Source organism: Lentzea atacamensis, from assembly GCF_003269295.1.
Classification (GTDB): domain Bacteria; phylum Actinomycetota; class Actinomycetes; order Mycobacteriales; family Pseudonocardiaceae; genus Lentzea; species Lentzea atacamensis.
The window spans coordinates 38776-60384 of sequence record NZ_QLTT01000003.1 but is presented as its reverse complement, the minus strand read 5'-3'; the positions used below and the strand labels follow the sequence as shown (position 1 = coordinate 60384).

16 protein-coding genes and 1 pseudogene are annotated in these 21609 nt (G+C 68.0%); 8 read left to right on the top strand and 9 right to left on the bottom strand.

All coding sequences use genetic code 11. From position 1 onward, the window contains the following. The first annotated feature begins 19 nt into the window (after positions 1 to 19). Both C8D87_RS15125 and C8D87_RS15120 read left to right on the top strand, forming a co-directional pair. Positions 20 to 1402, top strand: a complete 1383-nt coding sequence (locus C8D87_RS15125; protein WP_215732316.1) for an HsdM family class I SAM-dependent methyltransferase — start codon at positions 20 to 22, stop codon at positions 1400 to 1402. Between the two features lie 16 nt (positions 1403 to 1418). Continuing rightward, positions 1419 to 2369, top strand: a complete 951-nt coding sequence (locus C8D87_RS15120; protein ID WP_109641862.1) for a serine/threonine-protein kinase — start codon at positions 1419 to 1421, stop codon at positions 2367 to 2369. Here C8D87_RS15120 and C8D87_RS15115 read toward each other — a convergent pair. Both C8D87_RS15115 and C8D87_RS15110 read right to left on the bottom strand, forming a co-directional pair. Further along, complete coding sequence (locus tag C8D87_RS15115; RefSeq protein WP_233442108.1) at positions 2275 to 3135, bottom strand: DNA-3-methyladenine glycosylase family protein; 861 nt, start codon at positions 3133 to 3135, stop codon at positions 2275 to 2277. The two genes, C8D87_RS15120 and C8D87_RS15115, sit on opposite strands and share 95 nt — an antisense overlap. Positions 3136 to 3274: 139 nt before the next feature. After that, on the bottom strand, positions 3275 to 3988 hold the full coding sequence (locus C8D87_RS15110; RefSeq protein ID WP_109642002.1) for a response regulator: 714 nt from the start codon (positions 3986 to 3988) through the stop codon (positions 3275 to 3277). A gap of 204 nt (positions 3989 to 4192) precedes the next feature. Between C8D87_RS15110 and C8D87_RS15105 the strand changes: the two genes are divergently transcribed. Beyond that, the gene (locus C8D87_RS15105; RefSeq protein WP_112227121.1) at positions 4193 to 6598 is read left to right on the top strand and encodes an ATP-binding protein; all 2406 of its coding nucleotides are present in this window, start codon (positions 4193 to 4195) and stop codon (positions 6596 to 6598) included. Positions 6599 to 6915: 317 nt separating this feature from the next. Continuing rightward, a complete protein-coding gene (locus tag C8D87_RS15100) occupies positions 6916 to 8532 on the top strand; it encodes a glycosyl hydrolase family 18 protein (protein ID WP_112227120.1) in 1617 nt (538 codons plus the stop codon). A 52-nt stretch (positions 8533 to 8584) separates the two neighbouring features. On the opposite strand, the gene C8D87_RS15095 is transcribed toward C8D87_RS15100, so the two are convergent. The 6 genes and pseudogenes from C8D87_RS15095 to C8D87_RS15070 all read right to left on the bottom strand — a co-directional run bounded on the left by C8D87_RS15095 (position 8585) and on the right by C8D87_RS15070 (position 14702). Beyond that, complete coding sequence (locus C8D87_RS15095) at positions 8585 to 9655, bottom strand: serine hydrolase domain-containing protein (protein ID WP_112227119.1); 1071 nt, start codon at positions 9653 to 9655, stop codon at positions 8585 to 8587. Between the two features lie 193 nt (positions 9656 to 9848). Continuing rightward, positions 9849 to 10937, bottom strand: coding sequence for a serine hydrolase domain-containing protein (locus C8D87_RS15090; RefSeq protein WP_170155343.1), 1089 nt, complete (start codon positions 10935 to 10937; stop codon positions 9849 to 9851). A 77-nt stretch (positions 10938 to 11014) separates the two neighbouring features. After that, on the bottom strand, positions 11015 to 12094 hold the full coding sequence (locus C8D87_RS15085) for a serine hydrolase domain-containing protein (protein WP_112227118.1): 1080 nt from the start codon (positions 12092 to 12094) through the stop codon (positions 11015 to 11017). Continuing rightward, positions 12094 to 12447 (bottom strand): hypothetical protein, encoded by a 354-nt coding sequence (locus C8D87_RS45110; protein ID WP_146771714.1) that lies wholly within the window; start codon positions 12445 to 12447, stop codon positions 12094 to 12096. The genes C8D87_RS15085 and C8D87_RS45110 overlap by 1 nt, the downstream gene beginning before the upstream one ends. A 154-nt stretch (positions 12448 to 12601) precedes the next feature. Next, positions 12602 to 13293 (bottom strand): annotated as a pseudogene (locus C8D87_RS15075) (serine hydrolase domain-containing protein). A 128-nt stretch (positions 13294 to 13421) separates the two neighbouring features. Further along, positions 13422 to 14702, bottom strand: a complete 1281-nt coding sequence (locus tag C8D87_RS15070; protein WP_112227116.1) for a M14 family zinc carboxypeptidase — start codon at positions 14700 to 14702, stop codon at positions 13422 to 13424. A gap of 340 nt (positions 14703 to 15042) precedes the next feature. Here C8D87_RS15070 and C8D87_RS49145 point away from each other — a divergent pair, with 340 nt between their 5' ends. Then, complete coding sequence (locus tag C8D87_RS49145; RefSeq protein ID WP_112227115.1) at positions 15043 to 15498, top strand: alpha/beta fold hydrolase; 456 nt, start codon at positions 15043 to 15045, stop codon at positions 15496 to 15498. A gap of 303 nt (positions 15499 to 15801) precedes the next feature. On the opposite strand, the gene recD2 is transcribed toward C8D87_RS49145, so the two are convergent. Then, complete coding sequence (gene recD2, locus C8D87_RS15055; protein ID WP_109641999.1) at positions 15802 to 17982, bottom strand: SF1B family DNA helicase RecD2; 2181 nt, start codon at positions 17980 to 17982, stop codon at positions 15802 to 15804. Positions 17983 to 18068: 86 nt separating this feature from the next. Between recD2 and C8D87_RS15050 the strand changes: the two genes are divergently transcribed. The 3 genes from C8D87_RS15050 to C8D87_RS15040 all read left to right on the top strand — a co-directional run bounded on the left by C8D87_RS15050 (position 18069) and on the right by C8D87_RS15040 (position 21582). Continuing rightward, entirely contained in the window at positions 18069 to 18743 is a 675-nt protein-coding gene (locus C8D87_RS15050; protein ID WP_112227113.1) for a response regulator transcription factor, read from the top strand. Between the two features lie 23 nt (positions 18744 to 18766). Continuing rightward, on the top strand, positions 18767 to 19738 hold the full coding sequence (locus tag C8D87_RS15045; protein ID WP_109641997.1) for a HAMP domain-containing sensor histidine kinase: 972 nt from the start codon (positions 18767 to 18769) through the stop codon (positions 19736 to 19738). A gap of 224 nt (positions 19739 to 19962) precedes the next feature. Continuing rightward, on the top strand, positions 19963 to 21582 hold the full coding sequence (locus tag C8D87_RS15040; RefSeq protein ID WP_112227112.1) for a DUF4153 domain-containing protein: 1620 nt from the start codon (positions 19963 to 19965) through the stop codon (positions 21580 to 21582). Positions 21583 to 21609: the final 27 nt, after the last annotated feature.

Sequence of the window (21609 nt, the reverse complement as noted above, 5' to 3'; positions counted from 1 at the left end):
AAGCAATACGGTTGTGAACATGGATGAGACGGTCAATGCCGGGGACATCGCGCGCCTCGCCGACGTGGGGCGGGCGGCCGTGTCGAACTGGCGGCGGCGGTTCGAGGACTTCCCCGCCCCGGTGGGCGGGACGGCCTCAAGTCCGTTGTACCTGTTGCGCGACGTCGAGGCGTGGCTGCGGCGCAACGGCAAGCCGTTCCGGGTGTCGCCGGCCGAACGCCTCTGGACCCAGCTGCGGACCGTTGACGACCTCAAGCTCGGCGAGGCGCTGGCCGGCGTGGGGGCCGACGCGGAGACCTTCGAGTTCCTGCACGAGCGCTACCTCGAAGCCCACTCGCGGCTGCTGAACCCGACACCGCCAGAGGTCATCGACCTCGTCGTCAGCCTGGCCGACGGCGACACGGTGTCCGATCCGGCGTGCGGCACCGGAAGCCTGCTGAAAGCCTCGAAGGCACGCCACAAGACCGGCCAGGAGCTCGACCCGGTCTCTGCGGCCATCGCACGCCGCCGGATGCCCGAGGCGGAGATCATCACCGGCGACTCCTTGCGGCACAACGGCGTCGATCGGAAGGCCGACGCGGTGATCTGCGATCCGCCGTGGCACGACCGCACGTGGGGCCACGAGGAGCTCATCGGAGACGCCCGCTGGACCTACGGGCTGCCACCGCGCGGAGAACCGGAGCTGGCGTGGCTGCAGCACTGCCTCTCGCTCGCCAAGCCCGGCGGCCAGGTGGCGGTGCTGTTGCCGTCGGCCGCCGCGTCCAGACGGCCGGGCAAGCGGATCCGCGGGAACCTGTTGCGCGCGGGGGCGATCCGCGCGGTGATCACCGTGCAGCCCGGCCGCGATCTCTGGCTCCTGCGGCAACCGGTGGGCAAGGCACCCGAGCACATCGCGCTCCTCGAGGAGCCGGGTCCGGTCGAACCCAACACGCGGGTCATCGACCTGCTGGACGACGACGTCGACCTCAGCCCCGCCCGCCGCAGCCGCACCGACGCCACGGCCTATCTCGCCGCCCAACCGGCGTTCGCCATCCCCAGCCTTCCTGAGCTGCGGGAACAGTCCGCCCCGCCGATGACGACGATCGGCGAGCTGGTGCGCAACGCACCCGGCACGCACGTCGTCACCTCCCCCACCGGCGCGACGTACGAGATCGACCCCGGCAAGGTCGACCCGGACTTCCTCGAAGGCGTGCTGCGCGCCGCGTTCGCCCGCACCCCCACCGGATCTACGCGCCTCGACGTGCGCCGGACGCAGGTGCCGTCACTGCCGATCGCGCGGCAGCGGCGGTACGGGCAGGTGTTCGCCCAGCTCAAGGCACTCGAAGACGGGCTGCAGGAGGCCGCGGGGCTCGTCCGGCTCGGGTACGCGGGCCTGCTGGGCGGGCAGGTCGGCCCGGCGTGAGAGTTAGGCTTCGCGCGTGCTGATCGCCGACCGCTACGAGATCGACGACCTGCCGCTGGGGCGGGGAGGCATGGGTGCCGTGCACGAGGGACGGGACCTGCGCCTGGATCGGCGCGTCGCGGTCAAGCTCCTGCGGCTCCCCGGCAGTGATGACGAGGTACGGCAACGATTCGCGCGGGAAGCCAGGATCGTCGCGAAGCTGGAGCACCCCGGAGTCCCCGTGCTGTACGACTTCGGCACCTACGACCAGCGCCTCTTCCAGGTCATGCAGTTCGTCGACGGCGTCACGGTCGCGGACCTCGTTCAGGAGTTCGGCCCGCTGCCGGAAGCGTGGGCGGCGACCATCGCCGCGCAGGCCGCCGCGGTCCTCACCGAAGCCCACGAACACGGCATCTGCCACCGGGATCTCAAGCCCACCAACCTGATGCTGTGCCCCGACGGCGCGGTGAAGGTGCTGGACTTCGGGCTCGCGCTGCTGCGGGAGAGCGACGTCGCGCCGTTCAGCCGGGCCGGCCAGATCCTCGGCACACCGTCCTACATGGCACCCGAACAGATCCAGCGCGGTACCGCCGAACCGCGCAGCGACCTGTACGCGCTGGGCTGCGTGCTGCACGAGATGCTGACCGGCGAACAGCTCTTCACCGGACCGACGGCCTACGCGGTGTTCGACAAGCACGTCAAGGAGCCGCCGCGTCGGTTGCGCAGCACGCTCGACCCGATCGTGCAGCGGATGCTCGCCAAGGAGCCCGCCGACCGGCCCGCGACCGCGCGAGACGTATTCGCCGACCTGCAAGGGTTCGCGCAGAACCCGCCGCCGCTGCCGGGTTTCGTGCAGAACGCCTCCACCGCGGCGATGTACGCGAGCGTCCAGCTCAGGCCGGGATCCGGTTCACCTCGTGATCGCCGGTCGCCCACAGGTGCTGCACCGCGTACGCCCGCCACGGTCGCCACACCTCCGAGCGCCTGACCAGAGCCGCGGGCGTCGACGGCAGGCCCAACGCGTTGGCCGCCAGCCGAATTCCGAGATCGGTCGGCAGGAACGCGTCCGGATCCCCCAACGCGCGCATTGCAATCGATTCCACAGTCCACGGACCGAACCCGGGCAACGTGGCCAGCCACTCGCGCGCAACGCCTCTGTCGGCTCGCGGCGACAGGTCCAAACCGGACTGCAGCGCCTCCAGCAACGCGGCCATCGTGCGGCGGCGGGACTCGGGCATCGCGAGTTCCGCGGGATCGAACTCCAGCGGGAACAGGCGCAGGTCTCCCACCGGTGTGCCGTAACGCGCCACGAGACGGGCTGCGTGCGTGCGCGCGGCCTTGGTCGAGACCTGCTGGCCCAGAACGGCTCTGATGGCGAACTCCGCGCCGTCGACCGTGCGCGGCACACGGCGACCAGGTGCGCTCATCACCAGTTGTGCCAACAAGGGGTCGGTGGACAACGCGTCGTCCACCTCGACCGGATTGACGTCGAGGTCGAGCAGGAAGCGGCAAAGGTCTAGAGCAGTAGTCAAATCCCGCGCGTCGGACAGCTCCACAGTGCACTCGACGTGATCGGTCAAGGGCCGCAAAGCCGCTGTCCCGCAACCGAAAGGCAGCCGCAGGGAGCGCCGGTACACGCCGTCCCGCCACTCCTCGACACCGGGAACAGCGGTGGCGATCAGGTGACCGAAAAGGTTGTCAGGGCAAAGAGGTGCCTTGAACGGCAAGCGTTCCGTGAACCTTTCCAAGCGCATGCACACAAGCATGACGCCGTTCCAACCAAGACGCTGGCGAAAAAAGGACATCACATTGGACGGGGCCAACCGGGTGACCTGCTTCGCGACGCGATCTCTCCTGGCTAGTCTGACTCCTGCGCCGTTGCAGTGTCGGGTTTCAGCAGGGAAGGGCGGCGTCGCGTGCGATGAGAGCGGCTTGGACGCGGTTGTCGCACCGCAGTTTCGTCAGCAGTCGGCTGACGTGGGCCTTGATCGCCCCTTCTGAGAGGTACATGAGCCTTGCGATGCGTGCGTTCGCCATGCCCTGCGCCAGGTACACCAGCACCTCCTGCTCCCGCCGAGTGAGCAGGCTGATGCGGCTGCGCGCGGCGTCCCGGCGTTCCGAGTCGGCGCCCGTGAAGTGGTCGACCAGAGCACGCGTCGCGGACGGCGACAGGATCGCCTCTCCCGCGGCGACCACGCGCACGGCGTTCACCAGAGCGTCGGGTTCGCCGTTCTTGAACAGGAAACCCGCCGCGCCCGCCCGCAACGCCGGGAACAACAGCTCCTCTGTCTGCGGCGTGCACAGCATGATCACCTGCGTTCCCGGGACGTGCCTGCGCACCAGGCGCACCGCCCCGAGCCCTTCCATGCCCGGCATCGCCGCGTCCATCAGCAACACCTGCGGGCGGTGGCGCCGCGCGAGCTCGACCGCACCGCCGCCGTCGCCGGCCTCGCCGACCACCGCGACGTTGCCGGACCGTTCCAGCACACCGCGGACTCCGGTGCGGATCAGAACCTCGTCGTCGGCGATGCCCACGGTGATCGTGCGCGGCTTGTCCACCAGTTGCAGACCTGTGCTCGCCCACGAGGTGCTGGTTGTCAACGTCATGCGCACTCCCTGTCAGACCGGACCAGTCGCCAGTTTGTTCCCGAACGAGGATCTCAGGAAGGCAGGCATAACGAGCACGTTGCGAACCGTCTCGCGCACACAGAGGTGTAACGGGTTGCACCCGGCAGGTCACCATGCTCGACCTGCGTCTTTGTCGGCCCGAGACGGCAACGGCCTGCCGTTACGGCTGGAGGAGAGGACTTCATGACCAGCACCGGACGTTGTGCCCTGTGCGCCGGCACGCTGCCTCCCTCCACCTCCGAGCAGCGCAGGTCCTACTGCTCCAACGCCTGCCGCCAAAGGGCCTATCGCCGCCGCGCCGCGGTTCCCGTGGTGGCGCCGGTGAGCAGGCAGAACCTGCGCGTGCTCTCGAACCTGCCCGCGGCACGCGACACGTTCATCGGCCGCCAGCAGGAGCTCTCGAAGCTCGACCAGCTGATGCGCAGGCACCGTCTCGTTACGCTCCTGGGCAGTGCGGGTGCGGGTAAGACGCGGCTCGCGCTGGAGGCCGCCGGCCGGTTGCGGCGCGGGCGCACGGACCGGGTTCTCCTCGTCGAACTCGGTGAGGTTCGTTCGCCTCAGGACGTCATGCCGGCGGTCGCTGTGGCGCTGGGCGTCGAACAGGGCGACGAGCCGTTGCGCGACACGATCCTGGAAACGCTCGTGAACATGAAGGTGGTCGTGGTTCTCGACAACTGCGAACACCTTCTCGACACGTGCGCCGAACTCGCCGACCTGTTGCTGAACCGCTGCCCCGGCGTGCGTGTGCTGGCGACCTCCCGCGAGGCGCTGTGGATCACCGGCGAGGTGAGCTTCCAGGTCGAGGGCTTGCCGGTTCCTTCCACCGACCGAGACCTCGTCACGACGGCGGCACCGCGCTCGGAGGCGGTGAAGCTGTTCGTCGACCGGGCCCGCGAGCGCAAGCCCGACTTCCGGTTGACCCCTTCGAACACCGCCGCGGTCGCCCTGCTGTGTGCGCGGCTGGAGGGCATGCCGCTCGCGATCGAGCTGGCGGCCCGGTGGGTGCAGTTGCTGCCCGTCGCCGACATCTGCGACCGGATGGACGAGCCGCTCGAACTGCTGACGCTGGGGTGCCGGAAGTCGCCTTCACGCCAGCGGTCGCTGCGCGAGGCGATCGACTGGAGCTATCAGCTCCTGGAGCCCGACGAGCAGTTCGCGTTGCGGCGGCTGTCCGTCTTCGACGGTGGCTTCGATCTGGCCGCGGCCACCGAGGTCTGTTCTTCCGAGCGGTCGGCGGAACCGGTGCTGGACGTGTTGTCCCGGCTGCAGGCCAAGTCGTTGCTGACGGCGGTGCCCGGCACGACCCGGTTCCGGCAGCTGGAGACGGTTCGGTTGCACGCGCGGGAGAAGCTGGTCGCGGCGGGCGAGCTGGATGTCGCCTTCGAGGCCTTGGCCCGCTGGTTCACCGACCTGTCGGACGTGCTGATCACCGCGCCGCTGTCGGTGCCGTTCGAGGTGCAGGACAAGCTCGACAACCACGTGGACAGCCTGCTGGGGACGGTCGAGTGGGCGGCAGAACGTGCGGATGAGCGGTTGCTGCTGCTGACTTCCGCACTGGCCGACTGCGCGGCCCGGCGCGGCCGGCTCGGGCAGGCCCGCGCGCTGCTGCGGGATGCGTTGCGGCGTCCGTCCACTCGGGACGACTACCGGTGCGTCGCCCTGAACCACGCCGCCCGGTTCGCCGCCGAGCAGGGTGACCGCGCCGAGGCGGTCGAGTTGTCCGGCGAGGCCTCCCGCTTGGCGGGCTCGCTCGGGCATCCGGCGCTGGCGATGAGTTGCCGCAGCACGTTGGCGGCCGTGCAGCAGTCGTCCGGCGAGTGGGAGGCGTCCGACGAGAACACCACCGAGTGCCTGAGGGTTGCCGAGCTGCTGGGTGAGCCTCTCGCCCGCGCGACGTGTTTGGTGGACTTGGCACGTACGGCGTTGTCTCTCGGTAAGCACGAACGGGCCGAGAAGGCTGTCATGAAGGCGCTGCCGATCTCGCGCGCGTCAGGCGCGCCTGCGCGTATCGCTTCGGCTTTGAACATGCGCGGTGTCGTGGCGTTGGTGCAGGGCGATCTGGACGAGGCCACGCACGCCTTCCAGGAGGCGTTGCGGATGGACGGGATCAACCCGTTGTCCGCACCGGACGCCTTGGAGGGGCTGGCCGTCGTGGCATTGATGCGTGGTCAGGCCGAGCGCGCGCTACGACTCGAGGCGACCGGGCGGGCGTTGCGACGGTCGGTCGGGGTGGTGCCGGATCCGTTCTGGGCGGAGAAGGTCGCCGGGGCCATGCGGACTGCACGACTTATATTGCCCGTTGCGCGCGCGCAGGCTGCTGCTACGCCGTTGACCGCTGCGGAGACTGAGGCGTTCATCCAGGACGAGGTGTGGCTGGATCGGGTCGAGGCGGCGCATGACTCGTTGGATGACCACGAGCGGCGGGTGATCGCGCTGTTGGCGTCCGGGCTGACGAATCAACAGATCGCGAACCGGCTCGGGGTGTCGGTGCGGACGGTGGCCTCGCGGTTGCAGCGGTTGCGGGAGAAGCTGGGTCTGCAGAGCCGGGAGGACATCGCGGCCTGGGGTGCAGAGCGGGCGATCGGCTGACGCTGCAAACGTTTACTCACAGTTGACAGTACGGAAGGCCGTCAACGAACTCTCACCTCACGCCACAGAAACACTTTGGCATGGAACGAAGTTCGGCCGACCGTCCTCTTTGTGCAGTCGCCCCGCCGAAGCTCAACCGCAAGAGACGTCGGGCCCGGAACCACTCCAACGGTTAACCAAGTAGACCGAAACTGGACAACCACCATCCTGGAATCGTTTTCGGACTACTCCGTTCGAGTGACGGCAGAGGTCTAGACCTTGACCGTTGAGTGGTCTAAACCACATCGTTCCGGTACCCCCTGCGATTGAGGAGACCGATGTCCAAGTTCCGATGGCATCTAGCTGCTCTCTTCGCGGCCGTCGCCGCGATGGTCCTCGGTATCGTCGTCGTCCCCGCTGCTAGCGGTGCCGGTGGCGTTTCCGCCACGTTCTCCAAGGGTTCGGACTGGGGAACGGGCTTCGAGGGCAAGTACACGATCACGAACAACAGCACGACGGCCCTGACCTCGTGGACTGTCGAGTTCACGATGCCGGCCAACCACCGCGTGACCTCGCTCTGGGACGGTTCGTACACCACGTCCGGTCAGGTCGTCACGGTCAAGAACACCTGGAACGGCAACGTCGGTGTCGGACAGTCGGTGAGCTTCGGCTTCAACGGCGCGTACACGGGTACGTTCGGCGCGCCTACGAACTGCAAGTTGAACGGTGGCTCGTGTGAGGCCGGCGGGACGAACCCGACGACCACCACCACGACGACTACCACTACTACGACCACCACGACGACCACGACTGGTCCGCCACCGCCTCCCGGGAAGATCAACCTGGGTTACTTCGCGGAGTGGGGTGTCTACCCGGCGCGCAACTACCAGGTGAAGAACATCGACACCTCGGGTTCCGCCAGCAAGCTGACGCACATCAACTACGCGTTCGGCAACGTGTCGAACGGGCAGTGCACCATCGGTGAGGCCTTCCCCGCCATCGAGAAGGCGATGACGGCGGCGGAGAGTGTTGACGGCGTTGCCGACACGTGGGACCAGCCGGTGCGCGGCAACTTCAACCAGCTGATGAAGCTGAAGAAGAAGTACCCGCACATCAAGGTTCTCTACTCGTTCGGTGGCTGGACCTGGTCCGGTGGCTTCGGTCAGGCCGCGAGCAGCCCGGCGGCGGCGGCCGCGTTCGCCGAGTCCTGCTACAAGCTGCTCGAGGACCCGCGCTGGGCGAGCCTGTTCGACGGCATCGACATCGACTGGGAGTACCCGAACGCCTGTGGTCTGTCCTGCGACACCAGCGGCTTCTCGGCGTACAAGAACCTGATGCAGGCGCTGCGTGCCCGCTTCGGCTCGAACTACCTCGTCACCTCGGCGATCACCGCTGACGGCTCCAACGGCGGCAAGATCGACGCGGCTGACTACGGCGGCGCGGCGCAGTACCTCGACTGGTACAACGTCATGACGTACGACTACTTCGGTGCGTGGGCGGCTCAGGGCCCGACGGCTCCGCACTCGCCGTTGACGTCGTACAACGGCATCCCGACCGCCGGCTTCAACGCCGAGGCCGCGATCTCCAAGCTGCGTTCGAAGAGCGTTCCGGCGTCCAAGCTGCTGCTCGGCATCGGCTTCTACGGCCGCGGCTGGCAGGGCGTCACGCAGGCGGCTCCCGGCGGCACGGCGACCGGTCCGGCTCCTGGCACGCACGAGCAGGGCATCGAGGACTACAAGGTCCTGAAGACCAAGTGCCCCGCCACCGGCACCATCGCCGGCACGGCCTACGCGTTCTGCAACGGCCAGTGGTGGAGCTACGACACCCCGCAGACGATCGCGAGCAAGATCTCCTGGGCACGTGGGCAGGGCCTCGGCGGCGCGTTCTTCTGGGAGCTCACGGGTGACACCGCGAACGGAGAGTTGATCACAGCGATGAGGAACGCCCTCGGGTAGTTCTTCACAACGCCGGGAGGGGAGCTGGGTCAACCCAGCTCCCCTTTTGTTTTCAGCAGAAGGTCGCGTTGAGCAGCTTGTCGAGCGCGGGACGCGGGGTGCCGCTGACCGGCGCGGTCGTCGCCGACATCACCAGGCGGCGCCGGTTGTCCGACGTGGTGAGCAGCTCCGACGAGAAGCCGGGGATTCCGCCTCCGTGGCCCCAGACCTTCGTGCCGCACACGGTCATGATCTCGAGGCCAAGGCCGTAACCCCGGCTGACGTCCGTGGTCCTGGTGAGTTCGGCCTGCTGGGCGGGCTTGAGCAGCTTGCCGCTCGTCAACGCGACGATGAACGTGTCGAGGTCGCGAGTCGTCGACACCATCTCACCGGACGCGCCCGCCACCGACGGGTTGATGTGGGTGATGTCGGACGGCTTGCCGTTCGCGGTCCAGTAGGCGTGGGCGTGCGGGCCCCTGATGTCCTGGTCGTCACCGGGCAAATAGGTGTCGTTGAGCCGCAACGGCTTGAGGATCCGCTGCTCGATCGCCTCCGGGTACGTCTTGCCGGTCAGCTTCTCGATCAGCATTCCCGCGACGATGTAGTTGGTGTTGGAGTACTCCCACTTCGTGCCCGGCGGGAAGTTGAGCGGCCGCTCCGCGGCGATCGCGACGAGCTCGCTCGCCTCCCAGTGCTTGTCGCGGATCGGCTCGAACCCGTCGGGACTCAGCGGCAGCGCTCGCGTGTAGCTGAAGAGGCCGCTGGTGTGCTGCAGGACCTGCCGCACGGTGATCTCCTTGTGCGGCAACAGGTCTGGCAGGTAGCGGGCAATGGGCGCGTCCAGCTCGGCCTTGCCCTCGCCGACGAGCTGCAGCACGACCGTCGAGACGAACGGTTTCGTCACGCTGCCGATGCGGAACTTTCCGTTGTGCGGTACCGGTTTGGTCGTGTCGAGTTCGGCGGCACCCGAACGGGCGGTGAACTGCTGCCGTCCGTCCGTGATGCGCATCTGGACGCCGAGCACTCCCCCGACCGAGGTGAGCTGGTCCAGCGCCTGCTCGACGACCTGGCGGTCGACGGCCGGAGCCGGTGCTGCCGAGGCGGCGAACAGGCTCGCCGCGGTCAGAATGGCTGTGATCCCCATGCCCGACACGATGGCCGCTCAAGACGTGCGGCCGCTTCGTGGATCGTCCTTAAGGGACCCCTGGTCCTGACAGAACACCTTCTCCAGCAGCGAGACGAAGCCCGAGCGGAACGTGCCACGGCCGGTGCCGCGGAAGCGACACCGGCCGTGGCGAGCAGGGTGGCCGCGGTGAGTGCGGCCACCAGCTTCATGCTCAGCAGAAGACCTCGTTCAGGATCTTGGTGTAGGGCTCGCTCGGGTCACCGGGCGTCGGCGAGCTGGTGGCCGAGAGCTCCAGGCGCTTCTTGGTGTCCGGCGTGCTCAGCAGCTCCGTCGAGTAACCGGGGATGCCGCCGCCGTGACCCCAGACCTTCGTGCCGCACGGCAGGGTCTGCACGCCCAGGCCGAGGCCGTAGTTCGGGCTGACGTCCGTCGTCTTGCTGATTTCCTTCTGCTGCGCGGGCTTGAGCAGCTTGCCGGTCGACAACGCCACGATGAAGGTGTCGAGATCGCGGGTCGTGGAGGTCATCTCACCGGCGGCCCACGCGACGGACGGGTTGATGCGGGTGATGTCGGACGGCTTGCCGTTCACCGCCCAGTAGCCGTGTGCGTGCGGGCCCTTGATGTTCGGGTTGTCGCCGGGCACCTCGGTGTCGTTGAGGCGCAACGGCTTCAGGATCCGCTGCTCCACGGCCTTCTCGTACGGCTTGCCGGTCAGCTTCTCGACCAGCAGGCCCGCGACGATGTAGTTGGTGTTGGAGTAGTTCCACTTCGTGCCGGGCGGGAAGTCGAGCGGCTTGCTGGTGGCCATGGCGACCAGCTCCTTCGGCTCCCAGTGCTTGAACCGGATCTTCTCGAACTCGGCCGGGTCGCGCGGCAGGTCGTTGGTGTAGTTGTAGAGACCGCTGGTGTGCTGCAGGATCTGCCGCACGGTGATCTGCTTGTCGATCAGGCCGGGCAGGTAGTTCTCGACGGGGGCGTCCAGGTCGACCTTGCCCTCGCCCGCGAGCTGCAGCACGACCGTCGACACGAACGTCTTGGTGATGCTGCCGACGCGGAACCTGCCGTCGAGCGGCACGGGCCGGTCGCTGTCGAGCTCGGCCTTGCCGGAACGGGCGGTGAAGCGCTGCCGCCCGTCCGTCACGCGCGCCTGCAGGCCGAGAGCTCCCCCGCTCGTCGTGAGCTGGTCCATGGCCTGCTGGATGACCTTGCGGTCGGCGCTCGTGTCGGCGGACGCGACACCCGCGGTGGTCAGGGCCAGCAGACTTGCGGTGGTGACTGTGGCTACCAATCGAATCCCCATGGCAGCCACCCTGCCGCCGCCGGGCTGAGAGCGCATCGGCCCCAGGTCTGAAGCTGTCTCAGGGATGTCCCCTGCTCCTAACAGAAGACCTCGCCGAGGATCTTCTCCACACCGGCGGAGGGATCGCCCTCCCCCGCCGAGGTGTTGACGTTCAGCACGGCACGTTTCCTCGTGTCCGGCGTGGTCAGCGCCAGTGAGCCGAAGCCGGGCACGAAACCGTCGTGCCCCCAGACCGTCGTGCCGCACGGGAGGACCTGGACGGTCACCCCGAGGCCGTAGCCGGGGCTGATGGCCGTGGTCCTGGTGAGCTCCCGCTGCTGGGCGGGCTTCAGCAGCCTGCCACCGGCGAGCGCGGCGAAGAAGGTGTCGAGGTCCTTCGTGGTGGACACGAGGTTGCCCTCCGCCCAGAAGACGGACGGGTTGAACCGGGTGATGTCCACGGCCTTGCCGTCGATCGCCCAGTAGCCGTGGGCGTGCGGGCCGTGGATCCGGTCGTCGTCGATGGGCAGCAAAGTGTCGTTGAGGTGCAACGGCTTCAGGATGCGGTGCTCGACGACCCGCTCGAGCGGCCTGCCGGTGATCTTCTCGACCAGCAGGCCCGCGACGACGTAGTTGGTGTTGGAGTACTCCCGTCTCGTGCCGGGTTCGAATTCCAACGGCCTGCTGGTCGAGAGAGCGACGAGTTCTTCCGGTTCCCAGTGCTTGTAGCGGATCTGCTCGAAGCCGGCCGGGTCGAACGGGAGCGCGTCGTTGTGGTCGTAGAGGCCGCTGGTGTGCTGGAGCAGCTGGCGGACGGTGATCCGCTGGTCGACCAGACCGGGGAGGTAGCGGTCGACGGGAGCGTCCAGCTCGGCGCGGGACTCGCCCGCGAGCTGCAGCACCACTGTCGCCACGAACGTCTTCGTGATGCTGCCCGCCCGGAACCTGCCGTTGAGCGGGACGGGTCTGGCCGTGTTCAGCTCGGCTTTGCCGGAGCGGGCGGTGAAGTGCTCGCGGTCGTGCGTGACGCGGAGCTGGACGCCCAGCAGTCCGGCCCGCACGACCTCGTCCAGGCCTTGCTGAACGACTGCGCGGTCAACGGTGCCGGCGACCGCGGGACCTGCGGTGGCGACCAGCAGGGCAGCCGCGATCACGGTCGCGGTGAATCGGGTCCTCATCAGCAGAACACCTCGTTGATGACCTTGTTGAAGGCCGGGGTCGGGTTGGCCAGGGTGACCGACGCGGTGGCGGAGAACTGCACGCGGTTCTTCCGGTCGAGGCTGCCCACGCGGTGCCGGCCGTTGTGCGGCACCGGACGGTTGCCCTCCAGCTCGGCTTTGCCGGAGCGGCCGGTGAAGTGGTCGCTGTCCGCGTGCGCGCGGACCTGCACGCCCTGGGCACCGGCCCCGACGGCCTCGTCCGGGGACTTGCTGGACGATCTTGCGGTCGACGGTGTCCGCGAGTGCCGTTCCGCCGGTGGTGGCGACCATCGGGGTCGCCACACCAACGCTGCCTCGAGTCGAATCCCCATGGGGATCCACAATGCCGACACTGCCGAGCTTTGGCGTCAGGGATGACCCTTAGACGTCCCGCTCAGCAGAACACCTCGTTGATGACCTTCCAGTACGCAGCCGTCGGGTCGCCCTGCGCGGTCGAGGCCGTGGCGGAGAACTCGGCGCGCCGCTTCAGGTCAGCGGTGGTGCGGGCGAAGCTGGCGAAGCCGGGAACGTTGCCGGGTGGCCGAGGATCGTGGCGCCGCAGGGCCGTTTCTCCACGAACAGACCGAGGCCGTAGCCGGGGCTCACGGCCGTCGTCCTCGTCAGCTCGGCCTGTTGGGCTGGTTCGAACGTGGTCTCGTTGAGGTGCAACGGCTTCAGGATGCGCTGCTCAACGGACCTCTCCCAGGCACGGCCGGTGATCTTCTCGATCAACAGGCCAGGACCACGTAGTTGGTGTTGTTGTACTCGTACTTGGTGCCGGGCTCGGCCTGGAGAGGCTTGCCGGTCGGGATCGCGACCAGTTCCGCGGGCGCCCAGCTCCTGAACCTGATCGGCTCGAAGCCCTGCGGATCGAACCTGATGGAGTCCGTGTAGCTGTACAGGCCGCTGGTCATCTGGAGCAGCTGGCGGACGGTGATCCGCTGGTCGACCAGACCCGGCAGGTAGCGGTCGACGGGAGCGTCGAGCGACACCGCGCCCTCACCGGCGAGCTGCAGGACGACGGTCGCGGTGAAGGTCTTGGCGATGCTGCCCGCGCGGAACCGGCCGTTCAGCGGAACCGGCCTGCCGTCCGGCTCGGCGGTGCCGGACCGGACGGTGAAACGATCGCGCCCCGCGTGCACGCGCAGTTGCACGCCCTGGGTGCCCTTCGTCGTCATCTCGTCCAGCCCTTCCTGGACGATCTTGCGGTCGATCCGCTGGTCGTCGGCGACCGCGGTGCCGGTGAAGAGCAGGCTGAAAGCGGCGGGGGTTGCCAGTAAGCGAGTCCCCATGTCTTCGCAATGCGTCAATAGGGCTTCTTCGTTGCTTTCATGGCCGAAACGAGCATGGACCGCACTTTCGGCCAATGCACTTCCTGCTGGCACGAGTAGGCCGGGAAGAAGCCGCCGCACGTGCCGGAGCCGGCACCGATCTCCCACACGAAGCTGGGCACGCCCAGGTCCTCGTACACCCAGTCGTCGGTGGCGCCGGACGCGTTGTAGAGCAGCTCACCGGGCTGCCCTGCCCGGAACCCGGACACCGCTGCCATGTCCTGCGCCATCCTGCGCAGAGCAGCGTCGTTGCCGGTCTTCTGCGTGCTCCAGCCCCACGGGAAGAGCACGTAGTTCCCGTAGCTGTGCATGGAGACGACAGCGCCGGTGGTGTCGGCCGAGGCCGCTGCCGTGTCGCCGGGCGCACGGGTGTCGCGGTAGAGCTTGCGCCACAACGACTGCAGCGCCTGGGTCTCCACCTCGGAGTCGGCTCGCGGGCCGCGGTAGACCTCGCTGCACTTGTTCGTGGACGTGCCGACCTCGCCCCAGTGCGAGCCCGCGTTGCGGTTGAGGTCGACGCCGCGCTGGCCGTTGCTGCAGGTGCCGTTGGCGTTCTTGCGCTGCAGGACGGGTGAGTCGCCACCGGACTCGACGATCTCGACGCCGTCCGGGTTCGCGATCGGCACGACCCAGACCTCGACGGAACCGAGCAGCGCGGCGAGGTCCGAACCGCTGACCAGGTCGTCGATGAAGCGCCACGCCATGTCGCCCGTGGTGATCTCGCGCGCGTGGAGTTGTCCCATTACGAACAGACGCGGTTTAGGTGCGGTGGGTGTCAATGCGCAGTCATCTGGGCGTTTCTGCGTGATGCAGATGGCTTTCAGGTCATATCCACCGGCGCCCTGCGTCTTGCGCCAGGAGTCGCCGTAGTCGACGACAGTGGCGAGATTCGGATGGGCTTTCGCCACCTCGTCGAGATGGGCGATATGCGCGGTAACCGTCCGGTAGCCGCCGTAGTAGGTCGAATCACCGAGAGAGCGCGGAGCCCATTGAGACGGAGGCATCACCGTCTCAACAGCCGGCCGGAAACCATCCGAACGGAGTTTATCGGCGGTGTGCGCGCCACCGACCACAAACAGATCCGCGCCGTCGCGTTGCTCCAGCACGTCGTAGCCGAGACCGAGCAACCGTTGGGCTTCCGAACCGAGCGGAGCGGGCACACGCAGCACGAACGTCGCCGGCGGGCCTTCAGCGGGGGCTGGTGACGGGCTCAGGAGAAGGCCGAGACAGGCGAGCAGGGCCAGGGCGGTGCGCATGATCAACGATGATCGGCTGTCCGGAGGAGTCGCGCCAGTCCGTTCGACCGACCGGATGATTACCGTCCGGTTCCTGGGACGGGGAAACCGCCACTTGGCGCGGTGTGACGAAAATCAATAGGGTTTCCACCAGCGTCGCAGCGGTTGTTGTGCTGGCAGGCCGAAACCGACTCGACGAACAGCGAGGTCCGCAGACAAGTCCTGGGAAGACAACGGGAGTACAAGCCATGGATCATCTCTACAACGACAACGTCGCCGAGATCTCCCTCCTGTTCCCCTGGCGCGGTTCCCTCACTGACGACGACGAGGGGTTGGAGCCGACCATCGTCCGCAGCATGGACTGACGAAACTCGGGGATCCCCATGACCGGCCTGCCCACCGTCGTCAAGGGCACCGGCCCTGCCCTGCTGCTCGTGCACGGCGCGGCGGCAGCGTCCAGGCCAACTACGGCCCGATCCTCGGGACCCTCACGCAGTACTTCACCGTCATCGCGCCGGACCTGCCAGGCTCCGGCGGCTCACCGAAGGCCGGTGGCCCGCTCGACCTGGAGAAACGCGCCGACGACCTCGTGGACCTCGCGGTCGGGGCCGGGCACGAGTCGTTCTTCGTCTGCGGCTGCTCGATGGGTTGCGCGGTCGCCGTCACGGCGGCGGTGCGGCACCCCGACCGGGTGCGCGGGCTGGTGCTGAGCACGCCGTTCGGAAGATCGACGCCGCGACCAGGGCGAAGATCGACCGGTGGAAGTCGTTGCTGGACGGGTCTCGTGAGGTGCTGTCGCGGTTCATCCTTTCGGTGATGTGCAGCAAGGAGTACCTGGCCCGGCTCACCCCGGCGCAGGCGGAGGGCTTCGCCGAGCTGATCGGGGCGAGCGTGCCGACCGGGTCGCCCGCGCACGTCGACCTGATCCTGAAGATCGACCTGTCCGACGTGCTGCCGCAGGTCACGCAGCCGACGCTGGTGATCGGCGCGTCCGGTGACCAGCTGTTGCCGCACGACCTCGGCAAGGAGGTCTCGGACCTGATTCCGGGTTCGAAGTACACCGACATCGCGTGTGGGCACGCGATCGCGCTGGAGTCCGCGATGCCGTGGGCGCGGCTGATCACGGACTGTCTGACGTCGGTGCAGTTCTGAGGCGGTGGGCCAACGCCGTGTGGCGGCGGCCCGCCCCGACAGTTCTGACGGCCTGGCCGATGGCTCGCTTGCTTCCCACCAGCACGACGAGCTTCTTGGCGCGCGTGACGGCGGTGTAGAGCAGGTTGCGCTGCAGCATCATCCACGCGCTGGTCGTGATCGGGATGACCACGCACGGGTACTCGCTGCCCTGCGAGCGGTGGATGGTCATGGCGTACGCGTGGCTGAGCTCGTCCAGTTCGGAGAAGTCGTAATCGACGTCCTCGTCCTCATCGGTGCGGATGGTCAGCTTCTGCTCGACCGGGTCCAGTGCGATGACAACGCCCAGCGTGCCGTTGAAGACGCCGTTCTTGCCCTTGTCGTAGTTGTTGCGGATCTGCGTGACCTTGTCGCCGACCTTGAACACCCTGCCGCCGAAGCGTTTCTCGGGCAGGTTGTCGCGTGACGGCGTGAGGGCTTCCTGCAGCACGGTGTTCAACGCGCCCGCGCCGGCCGGTCCGCGGTGCATCGGGGCGAGGACCTGGATGTCCTTGCGCGGGTCGAGCCGGAACTTGCGCGGGATGCGGTTCGCCACGACGTCGACCGTCGTCGCCGCCGCCTCTTCCGCGTCGTCGGTGCTGAAGAGGAAGAAGTCCGGAAGTCCTTGCACGACTGGATAGTCACCGCTGTTGATGCGGTGGGCGTTCGTGACGACGCCGGACTCCTGCGCCTGGCGGAAGATGTGCGTGAGGCGGACGTTCGGGACCGGGCTTCCCTGCGCCAGCACGTCTCTGAGCACTTCGCCCGCGCCGACCGACGGCAACTGGTCGACGTCGCCCACGAGCAGGAGGTGCGCGCCGGGCGGGACCGCCTTCACGAGTTTGTTGGCCAGCAACAGGTCCAGCATCGAAGCCTCGTCCACGACGACCAGGTCGGCGTCGAGCGGGTGGTCGCGGTCGTACGCCGCGTCGCCGCCCGGTCTGAGCTCCAGCAGGCGGTGGACGGTGCGGGCCTCGTGGCCGGTCAGTTCGGTGAGGCGCTTGGCGGCACGCCCGGTCGGCGCGGCCAGGACGATCTTGGCGCGCTTCGCCTGGGCCAGGCGCACGATCGAACGGACGGTGAAGCTCTTGCCACAGCCGGGTCCGCCGGTGAGCACCGCGACCTTCTCGGTCAGCGCGAGCTTGACCGCCGCCGCCTGGTGCTGTTCGAGCTCGGTGCCGAGCCAGGCGAAGGCCTTGTCCCAGTCGACGCCGGCGAAGCTCGGCATGCGGTCGTTGTCGGCGTGCAACAGGCGTTTGAGCTGTGACGCCAACGAGATCTCCGCGCGGTGGAACGGGATCAGGTAGATGGCGATCTCGTCGTCCGGGAGCTCTTCGCGGACAACGCCTTCTTCCTCGACGAGCTCCGCGAGGCAGTCGATGACCAGGCCCGCGTCGACCTGGAGGATCTTGATGGCGTCCGCGATGAGGGACTGTTCCGGCAGATAGCAGTTGCCGTCGGTGGTGGCCTCGGAGAGCGTGTACTGCAGACCGGCCTTCACGCGTTGTGGACTGTCGTGAGGGATGCCGACGGCCTTCGCGATGACGTCGGCCGTCTTGAAGCCGATGCCCCAGACGTCGTTCGCCAGGCGGTAGGGCTCCTCCTTGACGACCTCGATCGCCTTGTCCGTGTACTGCTTGTAGATGCGGACGGCGAGGCTCGTGGAGACGCCGACGCCCTGGAGGAAGACCATGACCTCCTTGATGGCCTTCTGCTCCTCCCACGCCTCCGCGATCAGCTTGGTCCGCTTTGGACCCAGCTTGGGGACCTCGATGAGCCGCTCCGGCTCGTTCTCGATGACGTCCAGCGCGTTGACGCCGAAGTGGGTGACGATCTTGTCCGCGAGCACGGGACCGATGCCCTTGATCAGGCCGGAGCCCAGGTAGCGGCGGATGCCCTGGATCGTCGCGGGCAGGATCGTCGTGTAGTCGTCGACGTGGAACTGCTTGCCGTACTGCGGGTGGGAGCCCCAGCGGCCGCGCATGCGGATGGACTCGCCGGGCTGGGCACCGAGCAGCGCGCCGACGACCGTGACGAGGTCACCGCGGCCGGTGTCGACCTTGGCGACCGTGTAGCCGTTGTCCTCGTTGGCGTAGGTGATCCTCTCCAGGACCGCTTCGAGGACGTTCATGCCCTGGAACTTACCCTGCGGCTTCTGCACACGATCTTCACAACTTGTCCCGGCGTCCTCCACGACATGCACATAAAGTCACCGCCATGACAGGTCAGCGCCGGGTGCTCGTCGTGGAGGACGACATCACGATCGCCGAGTCCGTGGCCGCGCGGCTGCGGGCCGAGGGGTTCGTGGTGTCGGTGGCTCATGACGGGCCTTCCGGGGTCGCCATGGCCGCTTCCGTCGTGCCTGACCTGGTCGTTCTCGACGTGATGCTGCCGGGGTTCGACGGGCTGGAGGTGTGCCGCCGGATCCAGGCGTCGCGTTCGGTGCCGGTGCTGATGCTGACCGCCCGGGGGGACGAGACCGATCTGCTGGTCGGTCTCGCCGTGGGGGCGGACGACTACCTGACGAAGCCGTTCTCGATGCGTGAGCTGGCGGCACGGGTGCACGTGCTGCTGCGCCGGGTGTCGCGGGCGACCACGTCGCGGTCGCTGGAGCTCGGGGACCTGGTGATCGATCTGGCGGCTCGGAGGGTCTCCCGTTCAGGGGTGGAGGCTCATTTGACGCCGACCGAGTACGACCTGCTGGTGTTCCTGGCCGAGCGGCCTTCTGCCGTGCAGGCGCGGGAGCGGTTGCTGGCGGAGGCGTGCGGGTGGCACGAGGGGGCTTCGTCGCGGACGGTCGACAGCCACGTGAAGGCGTTGCGGCGCAAGCTCGGTGCCGACCTGATCCGGACGGTGCACGGCGTGGGGTACGCACTGGAGGTGCCCCGGTGAAGAAGGTGCTGGGCTGGCTGGACATGCTGCCGCGTCCGCTGGACTCGGTGCGGTCGATCAAGCTCAAGCTCGGGATCGTCATCGTGGTGTCGGGGTGTGTGTCGTTCGCGTACTTCCGTTACGTGACGGGGTGGTTGCCGCCGCGGACGACGTTGATCGCACTGGTGCTGGGACTGCTGACGTCGCAGTTGCTGGCGCACGGCATGACTTCGCCGTTGCGGGAGATGACCTCAGCGGCCCGGTCGATGGCCTCCGGGGACTACTCGCGGTCGGTCCGCGCGACGTCGTCCGACGAGGTCGGGCAGCTGGCCGAGGCGTTCACGGTGATGGCCGCCGATCTCGCCGCCGCCGACCAGCAGCGGCGGGAGCTGATCGCGAACGTGTCGCACGAGCTGCGGACGCCGATCTCGGCGTTGCAGGCCGTGCTGGAGAACGTGGTCGACGGGGTGGCCGTGGCCGACGCGGCGACCATGAAGACCGCTCTCGCGCAGACCGAACGGCTGGGCAGGCTGGTCACCGAGCTGCTGGACCTGTCGAAGATCGACGCCGGGGTGCTGTCGCTGAACCGGGAGACCCTGTCGGTGTCCTCCCTGGTCGCCGATGTGGTGGCCGAGGCGGCGGTGGCGGCACCTTCTGCGTCGTTCTCGATCGACGTGCCGGGGGACCTGACGGTTTTCGCCGACGGGGAGCGGCTGCACCAGGTGCTGGTGAACCTGGTGGACAACGCTGCGCGGCACGGACCCATCGGGGGGTTGGTGTCCGTGTCGGGCGGTGTTTCCGGGGGTGCTGTCGTTCTGGAGGTCCGGGACGAGGGGCCGGGGATCGCTCCGGCTGACCGCTCCCGGATCTTCGAGAGGTTCACCCGAGGGGAGAGGGCGGGCGGTGGTGGGACCGGGCTCGGTCTCGCCATCGCCCGGTGGGTGGTGGACCTGCACGGCGGGACGATCGCCGTGGTGGATCCCGGGTCGTGCATCCGGGTGACTTTGCCTCGCTGACTTGGTTCTTGTTCGCGTCACGTCGTGGCGTGACGGTTGAGCGCGCCCTTTTTCGGGCTTGGGAGAGAGACATGACTGACTCGACGCAATCGCCTGACTCGCCGTCTGCTGGGGACGGGGGTGCTGCTCGGCGGCGGTATCGGCACTTCCGGAAGGTGGGGTATCGGCCCGTTTCCGGTGGGTCGCGGGAGGACGAGGAACCTGCCGAGAAGGTGTCGGAGCCTGTGGAGGTGACGGAACCGGAGAAGATCGCGGAACCGGAGAAGATCGCCGAACCCGCGCCGGCCGAGAAGCCCACGCCGGTCGCCACCGCCACCCTGCCCCCGCCCTCCCCTTGGCAGAGCGCGCCCCGCTACCCCACCGCCGGCCCGGCCGCCGGTCCGTTCGTCGTCCCGCCCGCGCCCGGCGTCCCGTTCATGCCCTGGTGGAAGCCGCCCACGACCGGCGCACCGCACAAGGTCCTCGTCGTCGGACTCGTCGCGGGCCTGGCCGGCGCTTTCCTCGCCCCGCCGAACAACGGCATCGGCTGGTTCCTCGCGGCGCTGTTCGGCGTCGGCGGCGTCCTGTTCTACGCGGGCAAGCCGTCCATCGAACGCGCGCTCTGGCTGGCGGCCGCGCTGGCGTTCCTGGCGATGGGCTTCCTGCGGGCCGCCGAGTGGGTCTTCCCGCTGTGCGTGCTGGCGTCGATGATGTGCGGTTCGATCGCCATGGCGGGCGGCAGGACCGTCCGCGGGCTGGTCTTCGGCGCGCTCGGCATCGGGCTTGCGGGGCTGCGGTCGATTCCGTGGGTCGCGAAGGGCTTCAGCAAGCGCGGGCCGGTCGGCATCAGGCCGTTCATCTCGGTCGGCGTGGCGCTGGTGTTGCTGCTCATCTTCGGGTCGTTGCTCGCCGGGGCCGACCAGGCGTTCGGGAAGTTCCTCGAGAGCCTGGTGCCCGAACTCGAAATCGGCGGGTACGTGCGGATGGCGTTCTTCGGCGGCGTAGCGGCGTTCGGCGCTGTCGGTGCGTGCTACCTCGTGACGGCGCCCCCGAGCATCAACGAGGACGCGGAGAGCAAGCCGGGCACGTTGCGGGTCAAGGACTACGCGCTGCCGGTCGGTGTGCTCGTGGTGCTGTTCGCCGGGTTCGTCGGCACGCAGCTCGCGGTTCTGTTCGGTGGCGAGAAGTACGTGATGGAGACGGCGGGTGTCACGTTCGCCGAGTACGCGCGGTCCGGGTTCTGGCAGCTGCTGTGGGTCTCGATCCTGACGCTCGGGGTCATCGCCGGCGTGGCGCGGTTCGCGGCGAGGAAGACCGCGCGGGAACAGTTGTGGCTGCGGATCCTGCTCGGGTCGCTCGCGGTGCTGACGCTGGTGATCGTGGCGAGTGCGTTGAGCCGCATGTGGTTCTACCAGCAGGCGTACGGGTGGACCGTGCTGAGGCTTTTGGTCTCCTCGTGCGAGGTCTGGCTCGCCGTCGTCTACCTGATGGTGATCGGGAGCGGCATCACGTTGCGCGCCAACTGGTTGCCCAAGGCGATCGTCGGGACGGGCACGGCGTTCTTCCTCGCGGTCGTGGTGATGAACCCCGAGCAGGTGGTGGCCGACTACAACGTGAGCAGGTTCGACGCGACGAAGAAGATCGACACCGTTTACCTGTCGCGGTTGTCGGAGGACGCGGTGCCCGCGCTCGTCAGGCTGCCAGAGCCGCAGCGCTCGTGTTCCTTGCGGTGGCTGAAGAATCGCGGCAACGTCGAGCAGGACTGGCGGGAGTGGAACCTGGCACGGCACAACGCTCGCAAATCACTCGAAAGCGTTGCGGTGACTGATGTCACCTGTGAGTCGTCGTACTCCGGAGAGAGGTAGTCCGTTAACTGGAGGTAAAGTTGCGGG

Coding starts and splice junctions, on each gene's coding strand:
- C8D87_RS15105 (WP_112227121.1), top strand. CDS start 4,193: ATGACCAGCACCGGACGTTGTGCCCTGTGCGCCGGCACGCTGCCTCCC.
- C8D87_RS15085 (WP_112227118.1), bottom strand. CDS start 12,094: ATGAGGACCCGATTCACCGCGACCGTGATCGCGGCTGCCCTGCTGGTC.
- C8D87_RS15095 (WP_112227119.1), bottom strand. CDS start 9,655: ATGGGGATCACAGCCATTCTGACCGCGGCGAGCCTGTTCGCCGCCTCG.
- C8D87_RS15045 (WP_109641997.1), top strand. CDS start 18,767: ATGCTGCCGCGTCCGCTGGACTCGGTGCGGTCGATCAAGCTCAAGCTC.
- C8D87_RS45110 (WP_146771714.1), bottom strand. CDS start 12,447: ATGGGGATTCGACTCGAGGCAGCGTTGGTGTGGCGACCCCGATGGTCG.
- C8D87_RS15125 (WP_215732316.1), top strand. CDS start 20: ATGGATGAGACGGTCAATGCCGGGGACATCGCGCGCCTCGCCGACGTG.
- C8D87_RS15110 (WP_109642002.1), bottom strand. CDS start 3,988: ATGACGTTGACAACCAGCACCTCGTGGGCGAGCACAGGTCTGCAACTG.
- C8D87_RS15070 (WP_112227116.1), bottom strand. CDS start 14,702: ATGCGCACCGCCCTGGCCCTGCTCGCCTGTCTCGGCCTTCTCCTGAGC.
- C8D87_RS15050 (WP_112227113.1), top strand. CDS start 18,069: ATGACAGGTCAGCGCCGGGTGCTCGTCGTGGAGGACGACATCACGATC.
- C8D87_RS15115 (WP_233442108.1), bottom strand. CDS start 3,135: ATGCGCTTGGAAAGGTTCACGGAACGCTTGCCGTTCAAGGCACCTCTT.
- C8D87_RS15100 (WP_112227120.1), top strand. CDS start 6,916: ATGTCCAAGTTCCGATGGCATCTAGCTGCTCTCTTCGCGGCCGTCGCC.
- C8D87_RS15090 (WP_170155343.1), bottom strand. CDS start 10,937: ATGGGGATTCGATTGGTAGCCACAGTCACCACCGCAAGTCTGCTGGCC.
- recD2 (WP_109641999.1), bottom strand. CDS start 17,982: ATGAACGTCCTCGAAGCGGTCCTGGAGAGGATCACCTACGCCAACGAG.